This window comes from Streptomyces sp. ALB3, from assembly GCF_044385685.1.
In the GTDB taxonomy this organism is placed as follows: domain Bacteria; phylum Actinomycetota; class Actinomycetes; order Streptomycetales; family Streptomycetaceae; genus Streptomyces.
The window spans coordinates 73,110-88,453 of sequence record NZ_JBISCE010000009.1; the positions used below are offsets into that span (position 1 = coordinate 73,110).

A 15,344-nucleotide genomic window follows, 5' to 3' on the forward strand; every position below is an offset into this window, starting at 1 on the left:
GATGGCAACGACAGGACGCGGGCCGCAGGGCCCGCTGACCGGGGTGCGCGTCGTCGAACTGGCGGGCATCGGCCCCGGGCCGTTCGCAGCGATGCTCCTCGCCGACCTCGGTGCCGACGTGGTGCGCGTCGACCGGCCCGGAGGGGCGGTGATCGGTATCGAGCCCGCCTTCGACCTCACCAACCGCAACAAGCGATCGGTCCTCGTCGATCTGAAGGCCGAAGGGGGAGCGGAGCAGGTCCTCGGCCTCGTCGAGCGGGCCGACGTCCTGATCGAGGGATACCGGCCGGGCGTCGCCGAACGCCTCGGCGTGGGCCCCGACGCCTGCCTGGGACGCAATCCGCGGCTCGTCTACGGACGGATGACCGGCTGGGGCCAGGACGGACCACTGGCCGACCGGGCAGGACACGACATCGGCTACATCGCCCTCACCGGGACCCTTTCCATGATCGGAGGGCCCAACGGACCCCCCACGGTGCCCGCCAATCTGGTCGGCGACTACGCGGGCGGTTCCCTCTACCTCGTGGTCGGCGTCCTCGCGGCCCTCCAGCACGCCCGCACGCCCGGCGGGACCGGGCAGGTCGTCGACGCGGCGATCGTCGACGGCGCGGCCCATCTCGCCACGATGATCCACGGCATGCTGGCGGCCGGCAGCTGGCAGGACCGGCGCGGTTCCAACCTCCTCGACGGCGGCTGCCCCTTCTACGGCTCCTACGCGACCTCCGACGGCCAGTACATGGCGGTCGGGGCCCTGGAGCCGCGCTTCTACGAGGAGTTCACCGAGCTTCTCGGGATCGCGGACCAGGCCCCCGACCGTGACGACCCCGGGCGCTGGGAGGAACTGCGTGCCCTCGTCGCCGACCGTTTCAGCACCCGCACGCGCGCCGAGTGGACCGAGATCTTCGAGGGCACGGACGCCTGCGTCGCCCCCGTCCTCTCGCTCCGTGAAGCACCTGGACACCCCCACCTCGCCGCCCGGTCCACCTTCGTGGAGCACGGCGGCCTCATCCAGCCCGCACCCGCTCCCCGCTTCTCAGCGACGCCCGTCTCCGTCCGCGGCGCACCCGCACTGCCCGGAGCGGACACCGAGGCCGTCGCCGCGGACTGGGACCTGCCGGGCCTGCTGACCACCGGGAAGGAAACGACCGGCTGATGGAACTCTCCCTGCCGCTGGACTACGCGGGCGACCCGCGCGCCGCCTGCGACGAGGTCGCGCAACTCGAGTCCGCCGGGCTCGACGCCGTCTGGGTCGCCGAGGCGTACGGTTTCGACTCGCCCACCCTCATGGGCTACCTCGCCGCCCGCACCGAACGCCTCAGGATCGGCGCGGCGATCCTGAACGTCTACTCCCGCACCCCCGCCCTCATCGCCCAGACCGGTGCCGGGCTCGACGCCGTGTCGGGCGGTCGTGCCCTGCTCGGACTCGGAGCCTCGGGCCCGCAGGTCGTGGAGGGCTGGCACGGCAAGCCGTACGACAAGCCGCTCGGCCGGACACGCGAGACCGTCGAGCTCTGCCGCCGGATCTGGCGCCGTGAGGTCATCGACCACCACGGCATCACCGACATGCCGCTGCCGAAGGAGAAGGGCGGCAAGCTCGGCAAGCCGCTGAAGATCCTCACCAGGCCGGTGCGCGAGACGATCCCCCTCTACGTCGCCTCACTCGGCCCCGCCAACGTCCGGCTGACCGCCGAGATCGCCGACGGCTGGCTGCCCACCCTCTACATCCCGGAGAAGGCCCAGCAGGTCTGGGGCGCGGCACTGGCCGAGGGCACGGCGAAGCGCGACCCGTCTCTCGGCCCCCTGCAGACCGTCGCGGGCGGCCTGCTGGCCATCGGTGACGACGCGTCCGCCGTCAGGGATCTCGCCCGTCCGCAGATCGCGCTGTACGTCGGCGGGATGGGCGCGCCGGGCAAGAACTTCTACAACGACCTCGCCGTCGCCTACGGCTACGGGAAGGAGGCGGCCACCATCCAGGAGCTCTACCTCTCCGGGAAGAAGAGGGAGGCCGAGGCGGCCGTACCCGACGAGTTCTGCGAGCTGATGACGCTCTGCGGCCCCGAGGGCTACGTACGCGACCGCGTCGAGGCCTTCCGGGAGGCCGGGGTCACCATGCTCAACGTCACGCCCGTCGGCCCCGAGCCGGCGCGGCTGCTCTCCACCGTCAAGAACTGGCTCCAGGGGGCTTGAAGTGCAGCGGAAGATCTTCACCGAAGAGCACGACGCGTTCCGGGAGACGGTCCGCGCCTTCCTGGCGAAGGAGGTCCTCCCGCACTACGAGCAGTGGGAGAGGGACGGCATCGTCTCCCGCGAGGCCTGGCTCGCGGCCGGCCGCCAGGGGCTGCTCGGCCTGGCGGTCCCCGAGGAGTACGGAGGCGGCGGCAACGCCGACTTCCGCTACAGCGCCGTACTGGCCGAGGAGTTCACCCGGGCCGGCGTCTCCGGGCTGGCGCTCGGCCTGCACAACGACATCATCGGTCCCTATCTCACCGGCCTCGGCACCGAGGAACAGAAGCGGCGCTGGCTGCCCGGGTTCTGCAGTGGCGAGACGATCACCGCCATCGCCATGACGGAACCGGGCGCGGGCTCGGACCTCCAGGGCATCCGTACGAGTGCGCAGGACAAGGGCGACCACTGGCTCCTCAACGGCTCGAAGACCTTCATCTCCAACGGCATCCTCGCCGATCTGGTGATCGTCGTCGCCAAGACCTCGCCGGAGGGCGGCGCGAAGGGCCTGTCGCTGCTCGTCGTCGAGCGCGGCGCCGAGGGCTTCGAGCGGGGGCGCAACCTCGACAAGATCGGGCAGAAGTCCCAGGACACCGCCGAACTGTTCTTCGACGACGTACGCGTCCCCAAGGAGAATCTCCTCGGCGAGCCCGACGGCGCGTTCATCCACCTCATGACCAACCTGGCCCAGGAACGGATGGGCATAGCGGTCGCCGGGATCGCCGCCGCCGAACACCTCCTGGAGATCACCACCGATTACGTCAAGGAGCGCGAGGCGTTCGGGCGCCCGCTGTCCAAGCTCCAGCACATCCGCTTCGAGATCGCCGAGATGGCCACCGAGTGCGCCGTGACCCGGGCCTTCCTCGACCGGTGCGTCGTCGACCACTCCGAGGGGACGCTCGACGCCGTCCACGCTTCGATGGCCAAGTGGTGGGCCACCGAGCTGCAGAAGCGCGTCGCCGATCGCTGTCTCCAACTCCACGGTGGCTACGGCTACATGGCGGAGTACCGGGTCGCCAAGGCATTCACCGACGGCCGCATCCAGACCATCTACGGCGGGACGACCGAGATCATGAAGGAGATCATCGGCCGCTCGCTGCTCTCCTGACCTCCCCGCCCAGCAACGACCCGAAAGGCAGCTGCCTTGAGTACCGAAGCATTCGTCTACGACGCGATCCGCACCCCGCGCGGCCGTGGCAAGGCCGGCGGAGCCCTGCACGGCACCAAGCCGATCGACCTCGTCGTCGGCCTCATCCACGAGATCCGTGCCCGCTTCCCCGGCCTCGACCCGGCGGCCATCGACGACATCGTCCTCGGTGTCGTCAGCCCGCTCGGCGACCAGGGATCCGACATCGCCCGCATCGCCGCGATCGCGGCAGGCCTCCCGGACTCGGTCGCGGGCCTCCAGGAGAACCGCTTCTGTGCCTCCGGCCTGGAAGCGGTCAACCTGGCCGCCGCGAAGGTCCGCTCGGGCTGGGAGGACCTCGTCCTGGCCGGTGGCGTCGAATCCATGTCCAGGGTTCCCATGGGTTCCGACGGCGGCGCCTGGGCCATGGACCCGATGACCAGTTTCGAGACCGGCTTCGCCCCGCAGGGCATCGGGGCCGACCTCATCGCCACCGTCGAGGGCTTCTCGCGCCGGGACGTCGACGAGTACGCCGCCCTGTCCCAGGAGCGCGCCGCGACCGCCTGGAAGGAGGAGCGCTTCGCCCGCTCCGTCGTCCCCGTCCGGGACCGCAACGGCCTGCTCGTCCTCGGCCACGACGAGCACATGCGCCCCGGCACCACCGCCGACTCCCTCGCCTCCCTCAAGCCCTCGTTTGCCGCGATCGGCGAGATGGGCGGATTCGACGCGGTGGCCCTGCAGAAGTACCACTGGGTCGAGAAGATCGACCACGTCCACCACGCGGGCAACTCCTCCGGGATCGTCGACGGCGCCGCCCTGGTCGCGATCGGTTCCAGGGAGACCGGCGAGCGCTACGGACTCACCCCGCGCGCCCGGATCGTCTCCGCCGCCGTGTCCGGCTCCGAGCCGACCATCATGCTCACCGGTCCCGCCCCCGCCACCCGCAAGGCGCTGGCCAAGGCCGGCCTCACCATCGACGACATCGACCTCGTCGAGATCAACGAGGCCTTCGCCGGTGTCGTGCTGCGCTTCGTCCGGGACATGGGCCTCTCGCTCGACAAGGTCAACGTCAACGGCGGCGCCATCGCACTCGGTCACCCGCTCGGCGCGACCGGCGCGATGATCCTCGGCACGCTCATCGACGAACTGGAGCGGCAGGACAAGCGCTACGGTCTCGCCACCCTGTGCGTCGGCGGCGGGATGGGCATCGCCACCGTCGTCGAGCGTCTCTGACCGTCCCCCGGCCATCCCTGCCTACGGAGAAGACAAGCAATGACCGAGAGCACGACCATCCGCTGGGAACAGGACGAGACCGGCGTCGTCACCCTCGTACTCGACGACCCCGACCAGTCCGCCAACACGATGAACCAGGGCTTCAAGCAGTCCATCGCGGCCGTCGCCGAGCGCGCCGAGGCCGAGAAGGACTCGATCCGGGGCATCATCTACACCTCCGCCAAGAAGACGTTCTTCGCGGGCGGCGACCTCAAGGACATGATCAAGATCGGTCCTGAGAACGCCCAGGCGGCGTTCGACGCCGGGACCGCCATCAAGGCGTCACTGCGGCGCATCGAGACCCTGGGCAAGCCGGTCGTCGCCGCCATCAACGGCGCGGCACTCGGTGGTGGTTACGAGATCGCGCTCGCCGCCCACCACCGCATCGCCCTGGACGCCCCCGGCTCACGGATCGGCCTGCCCGAGGTGACCCTCGGCCTGCTGCCCGCCGGCGGCGGGGTCACCCGCACGGTACGGCTGATGGGCATCGCCGACGCCCTGCTGAAGGTCCTCCTCCAGGGCACCCAGTACACCCCGCGCCGGGCGCTGGAGAGCGGCCTCGTCCACGACGTGGCCGACAGCCGTGAGGAGATGCTCGACAAGGCCCGCGCCTTCATCGACGCCCACCCCGAGTCGCAGCAGCCCTGGGACGTCAAGGGCTACCGGATCCCCGGCGGTACCCCGTCCAACCCGAAGTTCGCGGCCAACCTGCCCGCCTTCCCGGCCAACCTGAAGAAGCAGCTCGCGGGCGCGCCCATGCCCGCGCCCCGCAACATCATGGCCGCGGCCGTCGAGGGGGCACAGGTCGACTTCGAGACCGCACAGACCATCGAGGCCCGCTACTTCACCGAGTTGGTGACCGGCCAGGTCGCGAAGAACATGATCCAGGCGTTCTTCTTCGACCTGCAGGCCGTCAACTCCGGCGCCAGCCGCCCGGAAGGCGTCGCGGAGCGTCAGGTCCGCAAGGTGGCGGTCCTCGGCGCCGGGATGATGGGGGCGGGCATCGCCTACGCGTGCGCCCGCGCCGGCATCGACGTCGTCCTCAAGGACGTCTCCGCCGAGGCGGCGGCCAAGGGCAAGGCGTACAGCGAGAAGCTCCTCGCCAAGGCGCTCTCCCGTGGCCGTACGACGGAGGCGAAGCGGGACGAGCTGCTGGCCCGGATCACCCCGACCGGGGACGCCGCCGACCTCGCGGGCTGCGACGCCGTGATCGAGGCGGTCTTCGAGAACACCGCGCTGAAGCACAAGGTCTTCCAGGAGATCCAGGACGTCGTCGACCCCGACGCACTGCTCTGTTCCAACACCTCGACGCTGCCCATCACCGCTCTCGCCGAAGGGGTCACGCGCCCGGCCGACTTCATCGGGCTGCACTTCTTCTCCCCGGTCGACAAGATGCCGCTCGTCGAGATCATCAAGGGCGAGAAGACCGGGGACGAGGCCCTGGCGCGCGCCTTCGACCTGGTGCGCAGGATCAACAAGACCCCGATCGTCGTCAACGACTCCCGCGGCTTCTTCACCTCGCGCGTCATCGGCCACTTCATCAACGAGGGCGTCGCGATGGTCGGTGAGGGTGTCGAGCCAGCGTCGGTCGAACAGGCGGCGGCGCAGGCCGGCTACCCGGCCAAGGTCCTCTCCCTCATGGACGAGCTGACGCTCACCCTGCCCCGCAAGATCCGCGAGGAGACCCGGCGCGCCGTCGTAGAGGCGGGCGGCACCTGGGCCACGCACCCGGCGGACGAGGTCATCGACCGGATGGTCGACGAGTTCGGCAGGCCCGGGCGCAGTGGGGGAGCGGGCTTCTACGAGTACGGCGAGGACGGTGCGCGCGGCCCGCTCTGGCCCGGCCTGCGCGAGCACTTCGCGAAGCCCGGCACCGACGTGCCCTTCGAGGACATGAAGGAGCGGATGCTCTTCTCCGAGGCACTGGACAGCGTGCGCTGCCTGGAGGAGAACGTCCTCATGACCGTGGCCGACGCCAACATCGGCTCCCTCATGGGCATCGGCTTCCCCGCCTGGACCGGCGGCGTGCTCCAGTACATCAACGGGTACGAGGGCGGCCTGCCCGGCTTCGTGGCTCGCGCCCGGCAGCTCGCCGAGCGTTACGGAGACCGCTTCCTGCCCTCCGCGCTCCTGCTGGAGAAGGCGGAGAAGGGCGAGACGTTCCACGACTGACGGCGCCTCGGTGGGCCGTGTTCACTCGTCCTCGCTCGCGGTGAACGCGGCCCGCAGTTCCTCCTTCAACGACCGTTGGAAGGCCGTCAGCAGAGCCTGGAGCACCATCGGCTGCATATGGGCCGAGAGCGACTTCATCGCCTTCACGTGTTCCGGGTCCGCCTCCCGCTCGCGGTAGGGGCTCCACACCTCGTCCCGGAACAGCCGGGTCAGCTCGTGGGCGGCCGAGCGGGTGTGCTCCAGCAGGACCGTGCGTGCCGCCAGGATCGTCTCGTGCGCGATGGGCACCTCCAGGAGCTCCACCCCGAGACGCAGCAGGCCGGGGTCGACGCTGAACGGACCGTCGGGTGTCCGGGGGCGCTCCAGCACCCCCATGGCCGCCAGCCGGTCCACGTCCTGTGCGCTGAGGGGCCTGCCCGCACGCCGCTCCAGCTCCGCGCGCTCCATGTCCTCGGCGGAGTCCGGTGCCCAGGAAGCCACCAGGGCGCGGTGGATCGCCAGGTCCTGCGCGCTCACGTCGGGCGGCAGCTGCTGGAGATAGCGCTCGATGGCGGCCAGCGTCATGCCCTGGTGCTGGAGTTCCTCGATGAGGGCCAGCCTGGACAGATGGTCGTGCCCGTAGTGCCCGACGCGCCGGGGACCGATCACCGGAGGCGGCAGCAGGCCTCTGGTGCTGTAGAAGCGCACGGTGCGCACGGTGACCCCCGCCCGCGCCGCCAGTTCATCGACGGTCAGCGTCGGCTCGCCCGTCCCGGTCGCCATGTCCACTCCTCGTCGGCGGGGCACCGCTGTCCCGGTGCCTCCGCTCGTGTCCGTGCCTGCGTAGCCGCAACAGTATTGCTGTCTCACCACTGTTGTGAAAGTGTCCGGCGCCGCCGAGGCTCCGTGGCCGGCGCCGCTCCCGCTCCGCCGGCCGCACACGGGAGGGGGCCCGTGGTGGGTGCACAGACCTCCAGGGCAGGGGTTACGAAGAAACGGCCGAGGTAGCACCGTCTCCCGGTGGCTATGGTTGAGTGGCGTTCAACGGACGGGAGGGCTCATGGCGGCTTCGGGTACCGACGGGTCGCTGCTGGCCAGGGCACTCGGTCGGACGCCACCGTCCGACGCGCTGAGCGAACAGATCCTGGACGCGGCGCGCGAGCAGTTCATGACCTTCGGGCTGCGCCGCTCGACCGTCGACGACGTGGCCAAACGCGCGAAGGTCTCACGGGTCACCGTGTACCGCCGGATCGGCAACAAGGACAGCCTGGTCTCCGCCTGTCTGCTGCGGGAGTACCGCAGGTTCGTCGTGGACGTCGACGCGGCGGTGGCCGCGCTGCCCACCATGGAGGACCGGCTCGTCGCCGGTTTCGTCGCCGTCCTCCAGCACATCCGCGAACACCCGCTGGTGGGCGGACTTCTGAGGCTGGAGCCGGAGATCATGCTCCCCTTCCTCACCCTGGAGAGCGGTCCCGCCTTCCTCGCGATGCGCGGGTACCTGGCCGACCGGCTCCGCCACGCCCAGCGCGCCGAAGGACGGCCGGAGACGGACCCGACACCGGTCGCCGAGCTGATGGTGCGGATCACCGTCTCCTTCCTCCTCAACCCGGTGAGCTGCTTCGAGCTCGACGACGACGAGCAGGTGCGCGCCTTCGCCCGCCGCTACCTCGTCCCTCTGCTCAGCGCCGGATGACCGTCGTCGTCTATGCGGGGCACCGCGTGGTCCGTGCCGGTCGTCAGGACGCCTCCGTGGGCAGAGGCTCCAGGGGGCGGCTCTGGGCCCAGTGCGGACCGAGGTCGTCGAGCCGGTATCCGAAGGGGTAGCTGCGCGGGCGTGGGCGTGAGGGCAGCCACCGGGGCCGGGCGGGCAGCAGCCGTACACCGCGCGACCGGGCGCGCACCAGGAGCGGAGCCGCGGTCCGCGCCCACCGGGGCTGCGCCGGGAAGCCCAGCGCCCGCAGCAGTGACTCGTCCAGCAGGGCGAGCGAGAACCTGGCCACCAGCGGGCGCAGCGGTGCCGGGTACCAGGCGGCCATGACCCGGAAGGTGGCGTTGGCGACGCGGCGGTTTGCGGGGTGGTACGCGAACATCCGGTCCTCGTAGGAGTCGAGCAGCTCCTCGAACCCCTCGTAGGTGTCCGGAGCGCCCTCGATGCCCATCATCGTGGCCATCCGCCGTCCCACCTCCGCCAGCGCGGCGGCCTCCTGCGCGCACAGGGGCCGCCACCCGAACCGGTCGATCCAGCGCTTGGGGCCGACGACCGTGGTGGCCAGTACGTAGAGGTAGTCCTCGTTCGGTATGCGGTACTTCCCGTGGATCCGGTTGAGATGGCGGGCCGCGGCCCGCGCGCGCTCCGAGTCGAACCCGTCGGCCGCCATCTCGTATCCGAACAGGACGGTGTCGTCATAGCGCTTCTGGCCATCGCGCTCGAACTCCTGGGTGCGGTCGAGCAGTACGGAGATCCTCGGCACCCCGTAGTCGCGCAGGAAGGCGACGCTGATGCCCTGCCGGTAGTCCCACGGGAACTCGTACTGGGACATCATCCGGAGTATCTCGGCGCAGTCACGGGCGGGATCCATGCGGCGGATCTCGCGCAGTCGGCTGTAGCGGCCCATGACGGGCGACCTCCTCATGTCGATGGGATCCGTGCTGGTGCTGACAGCCGGCGTCGCCGACGCCGGGCCGGCCACCGGGGCCGGCCTGTGCGAGCGGTCCCCCGTACCCAACTCGCTTTGTTCGAGGCGCATATGGCGGGCCCTCTCGTCCTGAGAGGCAGAGTTACAAATACTATTGACTTGTTTCACCGGGTGCGTCAACACTGCTGACACACATACGAAGAGGGAAACCGCGGGAACGGGGGCAACGGTGTGCCGAGCCGCCATTCTCCGCCTCCCTTGCGGAGTCCCGGCAGCGACCGCGGCGCCCGGCGTCGTCGCTCAGCCCCTGCGTGTCGTCGGCGCGACCGCCGTCGCATACTGGAACACACACGGACCCGGCACCGGTCCGGGCGCCCGGCGACCCTTGGGGGCACCCGCATGACCAGCGCAGGAGAGCCTGCCCCGCCCCCGCCCGGCGGCGTGCTGTGGAGCCTGGCCGGCGACATCCGCGCCCTGCTGATGCTGCCCGCCGCTCTCACCCTCCAGGTCGCCCATCCCGCCGTCGGCGCCGGCGTCGACGACCACTCGGTCTTCCGCACGGACCCCTGGGGGCGCGGCGAGCGGTCACTGAGCTCCCTCCAGCTCTGGGTGTACGGAGGAGAGGCCGCCGCGGAGGAAGGGCGCAGGCTCCGCAGACTGCACCGCACGATCCAGGGGACCGACACGCGGGGCCGCCGCTACCACGCGCTCACACCAGCGAACTACGCATGGGTGCACGCCACCGGCTTCCCCGTATACCGGCACGCGTCGCGCTACCTCGTCCGCCCGCTCACCGACGCCCAGGAACGCGCCCTGTACGGGGAATGGCTCCAGGTCGGCCGGATCCTGGGCATCCACGACCGGGACATGCCGCAGACGGTCGAGGAGTTCTGGCCGTACTTCCACAGGATGCTGGCCGAAGAGGTGGAGGCGACGGCCGTCGTCCGGGAACTGATCGCCACGGACCCTCCCGTACCGCCACCCGACCGGGGGCCCCTGATGCTGCGGCTGCTCCTGAAGGCTCTCTGGCCGGTGCTGCTTCCGCCCCTGGCGCGCTTCCGCAGGTTCATCACCGTCGGGCTGATGCCACCGGACGCCCGTGACGCCATCGGGCTCGACTGGACACCGGAACAGGAGCGCCTCCTCCGGCGCTTCGGCGCCGTGGTGCGACGGGTCGTTCCCCTGCTCCCGGAGCGGCTGCGCTATCTGCCGCTCGCCAGATCGGCGCGGGCCGCCCGGCGGTCCGGCGGCGGACGGCCGGGCCGGACGCCGGGCCCGCCGGATCCCGCGAGGAGGCGTCCGGCCCGCGCCGGCTGACCCGCGGGCTTCCGGGCCGAGGCCCGGCCGGCCCGGGATCCCGGCGGCCGGAAGCGAACAGCTTGTTGGTCCCGTGAGATCCGCGCAGTGTGTGGTACTGCCTACGGAGAGCGAAATCTCGCACTGCGTGAAAGGTGCCATCTGTGTCACACGACGAGCAGGGAACCGGCGGGCGGGGAGACTATCTCCCCGTCACGGCCGATCTACCCGCCGACCCGCACCACGGCCGGCGCGCCACGACCGACCGGGTGGTCTTCGGCGTCACGGCGGTGCTCACCGTCGCCTTCGTGGTCTGGGGGTCCACGGCCACCGACTCCCTGGAAAGCGTCTCGAACACGCTGCTGAACGGCCTCATCCACAACGGTGGCTGGGCCTTCATGCTGGCGGCCTCAGGTTTCGTGGTCTTCGCCCTCTGGCTCGCGATCAGCCGCTACGGGACGATCTCGCTCGGGCAGGAGGGCGAGGAACCCGAATTCCGCACGGTCTCCTGGGTCGCCATGATGTTCAGCGCCGGCATGGGTATCGGCCTGATGTTCTACGGAGTCAGTGAGCCACTGGCCCACTTCGTCGACCCGCCTCCCGGCACCCGCCCCGCGGACGCCGCCGAGGCGATGCAGACGGCCATGGCCACCACTCTGTTCCACTGGACCCTGCACCCCTGGGCGATCTACGCGGTCGTCGGGCTCGCCATCGCCTACAGCGCGTACCGCAGGCACAGAAGGCAGACGATCAGCTCCGTCTTCGTACCGCTCATCGGCGAGAAGCGGGCTCACGGAACGGTGGGCCGGATCATCGACATCCTCGCCATCTTCGCGACCCTGTTCGGCTCCGCGGCCTCGCTCGGGCTCGGTGCGCTTCAGATCGGCAGCGGCTTCCAGGAGCTCAACTGGATGGAGAAGACCGGCACCGGCCTGCTGGTCGCGATCATCGCCGCGTTGACGGTCGCCTTCGTCGTCTCGGCGGTGTCCGGGGTCGAGAAGGGCATCCAGTGGCTGTCCAACATCAACATGGTCCTCGCCTTCATCCTGGTGCTCTTCGTCTTCATCGCGGGGCCCACCATCATCGTGCTCGACCTGCTGCCCACCTCCATCGGCGCGTACTTCGGGGACCTGGCCCAGCTCGCCGGGCGTACCGAGGCCACCGGGCAGGGGGCCGTCGCCGACTGGCTGGCCAGCTGGACGGTCTTCTACTGGGCGTGGTGGATCTCCTGGACGCCCTTCGTCGGCATGTTCATCGCCAGGATCAGCCGGGGCCGGACGATCCGTCAGTTCGTCGGCGGCGTGATCCTCGTGCCCAGCACGGTCAGTCTGGTCTGGTTCGCCGTCTTCGGCGGCTCGGCGATCCGGCTGGAGGAGGCGGGCCGGCTCGCCGACGTCGGCGACACCCCGGAGGCACAGCTCTTCGGCGTCCTGCAGCAGTTCCCGGTCGCCACGCTCATGAGCATCCTGGTGATGGTCCTCGTCGGCATCTTCTTCGTCTCGGGCGCCGACGCCGCATCCATCGTCATGGGCACCCTCTCCCAGAAGGGTGTCCTCGAACCCAGCCGATGGGTCGTGATCTTCTGGGGAGTGGTGACCGGCGCCGTGGCCGCCGTCATGCTGCTCGTCGGCGACGGTCAGGGCGACGCGCTCGCAGGTCTGCAGAATCTGACCATCCTCGTGGCCGCGCCGTTCACCGTCGTCATGATCGGCATGTGTGTGTCCCTGATGAGGGACCTGCGGCAGGACCCGATGATCGTCCGCAGGGAGTTCGGTGTGGAGGCCGTCGAGACGGCGGTCATCCAGGGACACGCCAAGTACGACGGGGACTTCGAGATCAGGATCGGTCCCGGCCCCGCGGAGGTCACCACGGACGAACGCCACAAGGAGGACCCGGCCTGACCGGAGCTGCGGCTCAGCCCACCAGCTGGGCCGCAGCCCGCGCGCAGCCCCGTGCCACGGTCACGCCGGCGCCGCCGTGACCGTAGTTGTGGACCAGCAGGCCACCGTCCGGAAGCTCCTCCGCCTCGATCCGCACCCCGGCGTCCCGTGCCGGCCGCAGCCCCACCCGGTGGCCGATGACCCGCGCCCCGGCGACCTCGGGCCGTACCCGCGCGCAGCGCGCCACGATCTCCCGGGCCGTGCGAGGGTCGGGCTCCGTACGCGGATCGTCGACCTCCGCCGTGCCGCCCAGCACCAGCCCGCCCGGTTGCGGAAAGAGATACGTCGTCGCACTGGACGCCGGATCCGCCTGCGTGAACCACTCGTCGATGCCCGGGTTCTCCACCACCACCAGCTGGCCCCTCACCGGCCGCACCCCGGCATCCGGCACCAGCGCGCGGGCACCGAGCCCCGTGCAGTTGACCACCACCCGCGCCTCGGCCGCCGCCTCCGCGAAGCCGCGCACCGTCCGCCGCTCGACCAGGCCGCCGGCGGCGGCCAGCCGGCCCTCGAGCCAGCGCAGATGGGCGGGCATGTCGATCAGCGGGAGAGTCACCCGCAGCCCCTCCGCCACCTCGGCCGCCCGCAGGCCACGGGCCCACGGGCCCAGCGCGGCCAGCCGTTCGCCCGCGTGCACACCGGCGACCATGCGGACGCCCGTCTCGGACGGAGCGGAGGCCAGTTCCTCGTACACCCGGAAGGTCTCCAGCGCCCACGCGCCCACCAGTGCCGCGGGCTCGATCCGGTAGGGCCACCACAGCGCCCCGGCCACCGCAGAGGTCGTCGCCGGGGCCGGGTCACGGGACCACACCCGCACCCGCAGGCCGCGCTCCGCCAGCAGCAGCGCCGTCGTCAGCCCACTGACCCCGCCGCCCACCACGATCACGTCCGCCACCGTGCCCACCCCCGTCCCGCGTCGCCGCCGGCCCGCCGGGAGGCCGGAGGGGCCATGGTCGCACCCGTGGTCCGGCGGAAACACCGGCACCGCAGGTTCGTTAGGATCGGCAGCCTGATGACTGCCACTCTCGTCGCCAAGGAACTCGCCGCCGGACACGGCGACCGCACACTCTTCGCGGGACTCGACCTCGTGGTCGCGCCCGGTGACGTGATCGGTCTCGTCGGAGCCAACGGCGCCGGCAAATCCTCGCTGCTCCGTCTGCTCGCCGGGCTCGACCGGCCGGAGGAGGGCGAGCTGCGGCTCTCCCCGCCCACCGCCACCGTCGGACACCTCCCTCAGGAGCCCGAGCGCCGCACGGGCGAGTCGGTGCGTGACTTCCTCGCCCGTCGCACCGGGGTCGCCGACGCCCAGGCCGCCATGGACGCCGCGACCCAGGGCCTGGTCGACGGAGCCCCCGGCGCCGACGACGCGTACTCCGAGACGCTGGAGCGCTGGCTGTCGCTCGGCGGCGCGGACCTGGACGAGCGGGCGGAGGAGGTGGCCGCAGACCTCGGCCTGACCATCGGCCTCGACCTGCCGATGACGGCCCTCTCCGGCGGCCAGGCGGCCCGCGCGGGCCTGGCCTCGCTGCTGCTGTCGCGCTACGACGTCTTCCTGCTCGACGAGCCCACCAACGACCTCGACCTGGACGGTCTGGAACGCCTGGAGCGCTTCGTGTCCGGGCTGCGCGCCGGCACCGTCGTCGTCAGCCACGACCGCGAGTTCCTGATGCGGACGGTCACCAAGGTCCTGGAGCTCGACCTCGCCCAGCAGGAGATCAATCTCTACGGTGGCGGCTACGCCTCCTACCTGGAGGAGCGCGAGCGCGCGCGGACGCACGCCCGCGAGGAGTTCGAGGAGTACGCCGACAAGCGCTCCGCACTCGAGGGCCGTGCCCAGATGCAGCGCGGCTGGATGGACAAGGGTGTGAAGAACGCCCGCCGCAAGGCCACCGACAACGACAAGATCGGCCGGAAGTTCCGCAGCGAGGCCAGTGAGAAGCAGGCGGCGAAGGCCAAACAGACGCAGCGCATGATCGAGCGGCTCGACGTCGTCGAGGAACCCCGCAAGGAGTGGGAACTTCGCATGGAGATCGCCTCCGCGCCGCGCTCCGGTTCGGTCGTCGCCACGCTGCGCGACGCCGCGGTCGTCCGCGGTGGCTTCTCCTTCGGGCCGGCGACCCTGCAGATCGACTGGGCGGACCGGGTCGCCATCACCGGCGCCAACGGGGCCGGCAAGTCCACGCTGCTCGCCGCGCTGCTCGGCAGGCTTCCGCTCGACGCGGGCCACGCCACGCTCGGCTCGGGCGTCGTGGTGGGCGAGGTGGACCAGGCGCGCCGGCTGTTCCACGGTACGGAGAGCCTGCTGGACGCGTTCTGCGCCGCGGTCCCGGACACCGAGCCCGCCGAGGTGCGCACACTGCTCGCGAAGTTCGGCCTGCGCGCGGCCCACGTCCTGCGCCCCGCGACGACGCTCTCGCCCGGCGAACGCACCCGGGCGGGCCTCGCCCTCCTCCAGGGCAGGGGCGTCAATCTGCTGGTCCTCGACGAGCCGACCAACCACCTGGACCTGCCGGCGATCGAGCAGCTGGAGTCGGCGCTGGAGGCGTACACCGGGACGCTGCTGCTGGTCACGCACGACCGTCGGATGCTGGAGGCGGTCCGTACGACCCGCCGCGTCGAGGTGGCGGACGGGAAGGTCACCGAGTCCGCCTGACACGAGAACCTGCCCGCCCCTTGTGCCGGGACGGGCAGGTGCCGTGC

At 71.0% G+C, this 15,344-nt stretch carries 12 protein-coding genes; 9 read left to right on the forward strand and 3 right to left on the reverse strand.

The window, feature by feature from the left end; translation table 11 throughout:
• The first annotated feature begins 1 nt into the window (after position 1).
• The 5 genes from ACHFIV_RS10840 to ACHFIV_RS10860 are packed head-to-tail and all read left to right on the forward strand — an operon-like array spanning position 2 to position 6,793.
• On the forward strand, positions 2-1,153 hold the full coding sequence (locus ACHFIV_RS10840) for a CaiB/BaiF CoA transferase family protein (RefSeq protein WP_398966179.1): 1,152 nt from the start codon (positions 2-4) through the stop codon (positions 1,151-1,153).
• Positions 1,153-2,187 carry an LLM class F420-dependent oxidoreductase gene (locus ACHFIV_RS10845; RefSeq protein ID WP_398966182.1) on the forward strand — a complete coding sequence of 345 codons (1,035 nt, stop codon included), beginning with the start codon at positions 1,153-1,155 and terminating at the stop codon, positions 2,185-2,187. The genes ACHFIV_RS10840 and ACHFIV_RS10845 overlap by 1 nt, the downstream gene beginning before the upstream one ends.
• Position 2,188: 1 nt before the next feature.
• Complete coding sequence (locus tag ACHFIV_RS10850) at positions 2,189-3,331, forward strand: acyl-CoA dehydrogenase family protein (RefSeq protein ID WP_398966185.1); 1,143 nt, start codon at positions 2,189-2,191, stop codon at positions 3,329-3,331.
• A 36-nt stretch (positions 3,332-3,367) separates the two neighbouring features.
• Positions 3,368-4,582, forward strand: a complete 1,215-nt coding sequence (locus ACHFIV_RS10855) for an acetyl-CoA C-acetyltransferase (RefSeq protein WP_398966188.1) — start codon at positions 3,368-3,370, stop codon at positions 4,580-4,582.
• 39 nt (positions 4,583-4,621) lie between these two features.
• On the forward strand, positions 4,622-6,793 hold the full coding sequence (locus ACHFIV_RS10860; protein WP_398966191.1) for a 3-hydroxyacyl-CoA dehydrogenase NAD-binding domain-containing protein: 2,172 nt from the start codon (positions 4,622-4,624) through the stop codon (positions 6,791-6,793).
• 21 nt (positions 6,794-6,814) lie between these two features.
• Here ACHFIV_RS10860 and ACHFIV_RS10865 read toward each other — a convergent pair whose 3' ends face one another.
• Entirely contained in the window at positions 6,815-7,555 is a 741-nt protein-coding gene (locus ACHFIV_RS10865; RefSeq protein WP_398966194.1) for a MerR family transcriptional regulator, read from the reverse strand.
• Positions 7,556-7,832: 277 nt separating this feature from the next.
• Here ACHFIV_RS10865 and ACHFIV_RS10870 point away from each other — a divergent pair, with 277 nt between their 5' ends.
• Positions 7,833-8,465 carry a TetR/AcrR family transcriptional regulator gene (locus ACHFIV_RS10870; protein WP_398966197.1) on the forward strand — a complete coding sequence of 211 codons (633 nt, stop codon included), beginning with the start codon at positions 7,833-7,835 and terminating at the stop codon, positions 8,463-8,465.
• A gap of 43 nt (positions 8,466-8,508) precedes the next feature.
• Here ACHFIV_RS10870 and ACHFIV_RS10875 read toward each other — a convergent pair whose 3' ends face one another.
• Positions 8,509-9,387: an oxygenase MpaB family protein gene (locus ACHFIV_RS10875; RefSeq protein WP_398966200.1), complete on the reverse strand. Its 879-nt coding sequence runs from the start codon at positions 9,385-9,387 to the stop codon at positions 8,509-8,511.
• 420 nt (positions 9,388-9,807) lie between these two features.
• Between ACHFIV_RS10875 and ACHFIV_RS10880 the strand changes: the two genes are divergently transcribed.
• Together ACHFIV_RS10880 and ACHFIV_RS10885 are read left to right on the forward strand one after the other, a co-directional pair.
• Positions 9,808-10,725, forward strand: a complete 918-nt coding sequence (locus tag ACHFIV_RS10880) for an oxygenase MpaB family protein (RefSeq protein WP_398966201.1) — start codon at positions 9,808-9,810, stop codon at positions 10,723-10,725.
• 143 nt (positions 10,726-10,868) lie between these two features.
• Entirely contained in the window at positions 10,869-12,605 is a 1,737-nt protein-coding gene (locus ACHFIV_RS10885; RefSeq protein WP_398966204.1) for a BCCT family transporter, read from the forward strand.
• A 13-nt stretch (positions 12,606-12,618) separates the two neighbouring features.
• Here ACHFIV_RS10885 and ACHFIV_RS10890 read toward each other — a convergent pair whose 3' ends face one another.
• On the reverse strand, positions 12,619-13,548 hold the full coding sequence (locus tag ACHFIV_RS10890) for an FAD-dependent oxidoreductase (protein ID WP_398966207.1): 930 nt from the start codon (positions 13,546-13,548) through the stop codon (positions 12,619-12,621).
• Positions 13,549-13,656: 108 nt separating this feature from the next.
• On the opposite strand from ACHFIV_RS10890, the gene ACHFIV_RS10895 reads away from it, so the two are divergent.
• Entirely contained in the window at positions 13,657-15,297 is a 1,641-nt protein-coding gene (locus ACHFIV_RS10895; RefSeq protein ID WP_398966210.1) for an ABC-F family ATP-binding cassette domain-containing protein, read from the forward strand.
• Positions 15,298-15,344: the final 47 nt, after the last annotated feature.

Coding starts and splice junctions, on each gene's coding strand:
- ACHFIV_RS10845 (WP_398966182.1), top strand. CDS start 1,153: ATGGAACTCTCCCTGCCGCTGGACTACGCGGGCGACCCGCGCGCCGCC.
- ACHFIV_RS10870 (WP_398966197.1), top strand. CDS start 7,833: ATGGCGGCTTCGGGTACCGACGGGTCGCTGCTGGCCAGGGCACTCGGT.
- ACHFIV_RS10895 (WP_398966210.1), top strand. CDS start 13,657: ATGACTGCCACTCTCGTCGCCAAGGAACTCGCCGCCGGACACGGCGAC.
- ACHFIV_RS10865 (WP_398966194.1), bottom strand. CDS start 7,555: ATGGCGACCGGGACGGGCGAGCCGACGCTGACCGTCGATGAACTGGCG.
- ACHFIV_RS10860 (WP_398966191.1), top strand. CDS start 4,622: ATGACCGAGAGCACGACCATCCGCTGGGAACAGGACGAGACCGGCGTC.
- ACHFIV_RS10840 (WP_398966179.1), top strand. CDS start 2: ATGGCAACGACAGGACGCGGGCCGCAGGGCCCGCTGACCGGGGTGCGC.
- ACHFIV_RS10880 (WP_398966201.1), top strand. CDS start 9,808: ATGACCAGCGCAGGAGAGCCTGCCCCGCCCCCGCCCGGCGGCGTGCTG.
- ACHFIV_RS10875 (WP_398966200.1), bottom strand. CDS start 9,387: ATGGGCCGCTACAGCCGACTGCGCGAGATCCGCCGCATGGATCCCGCC.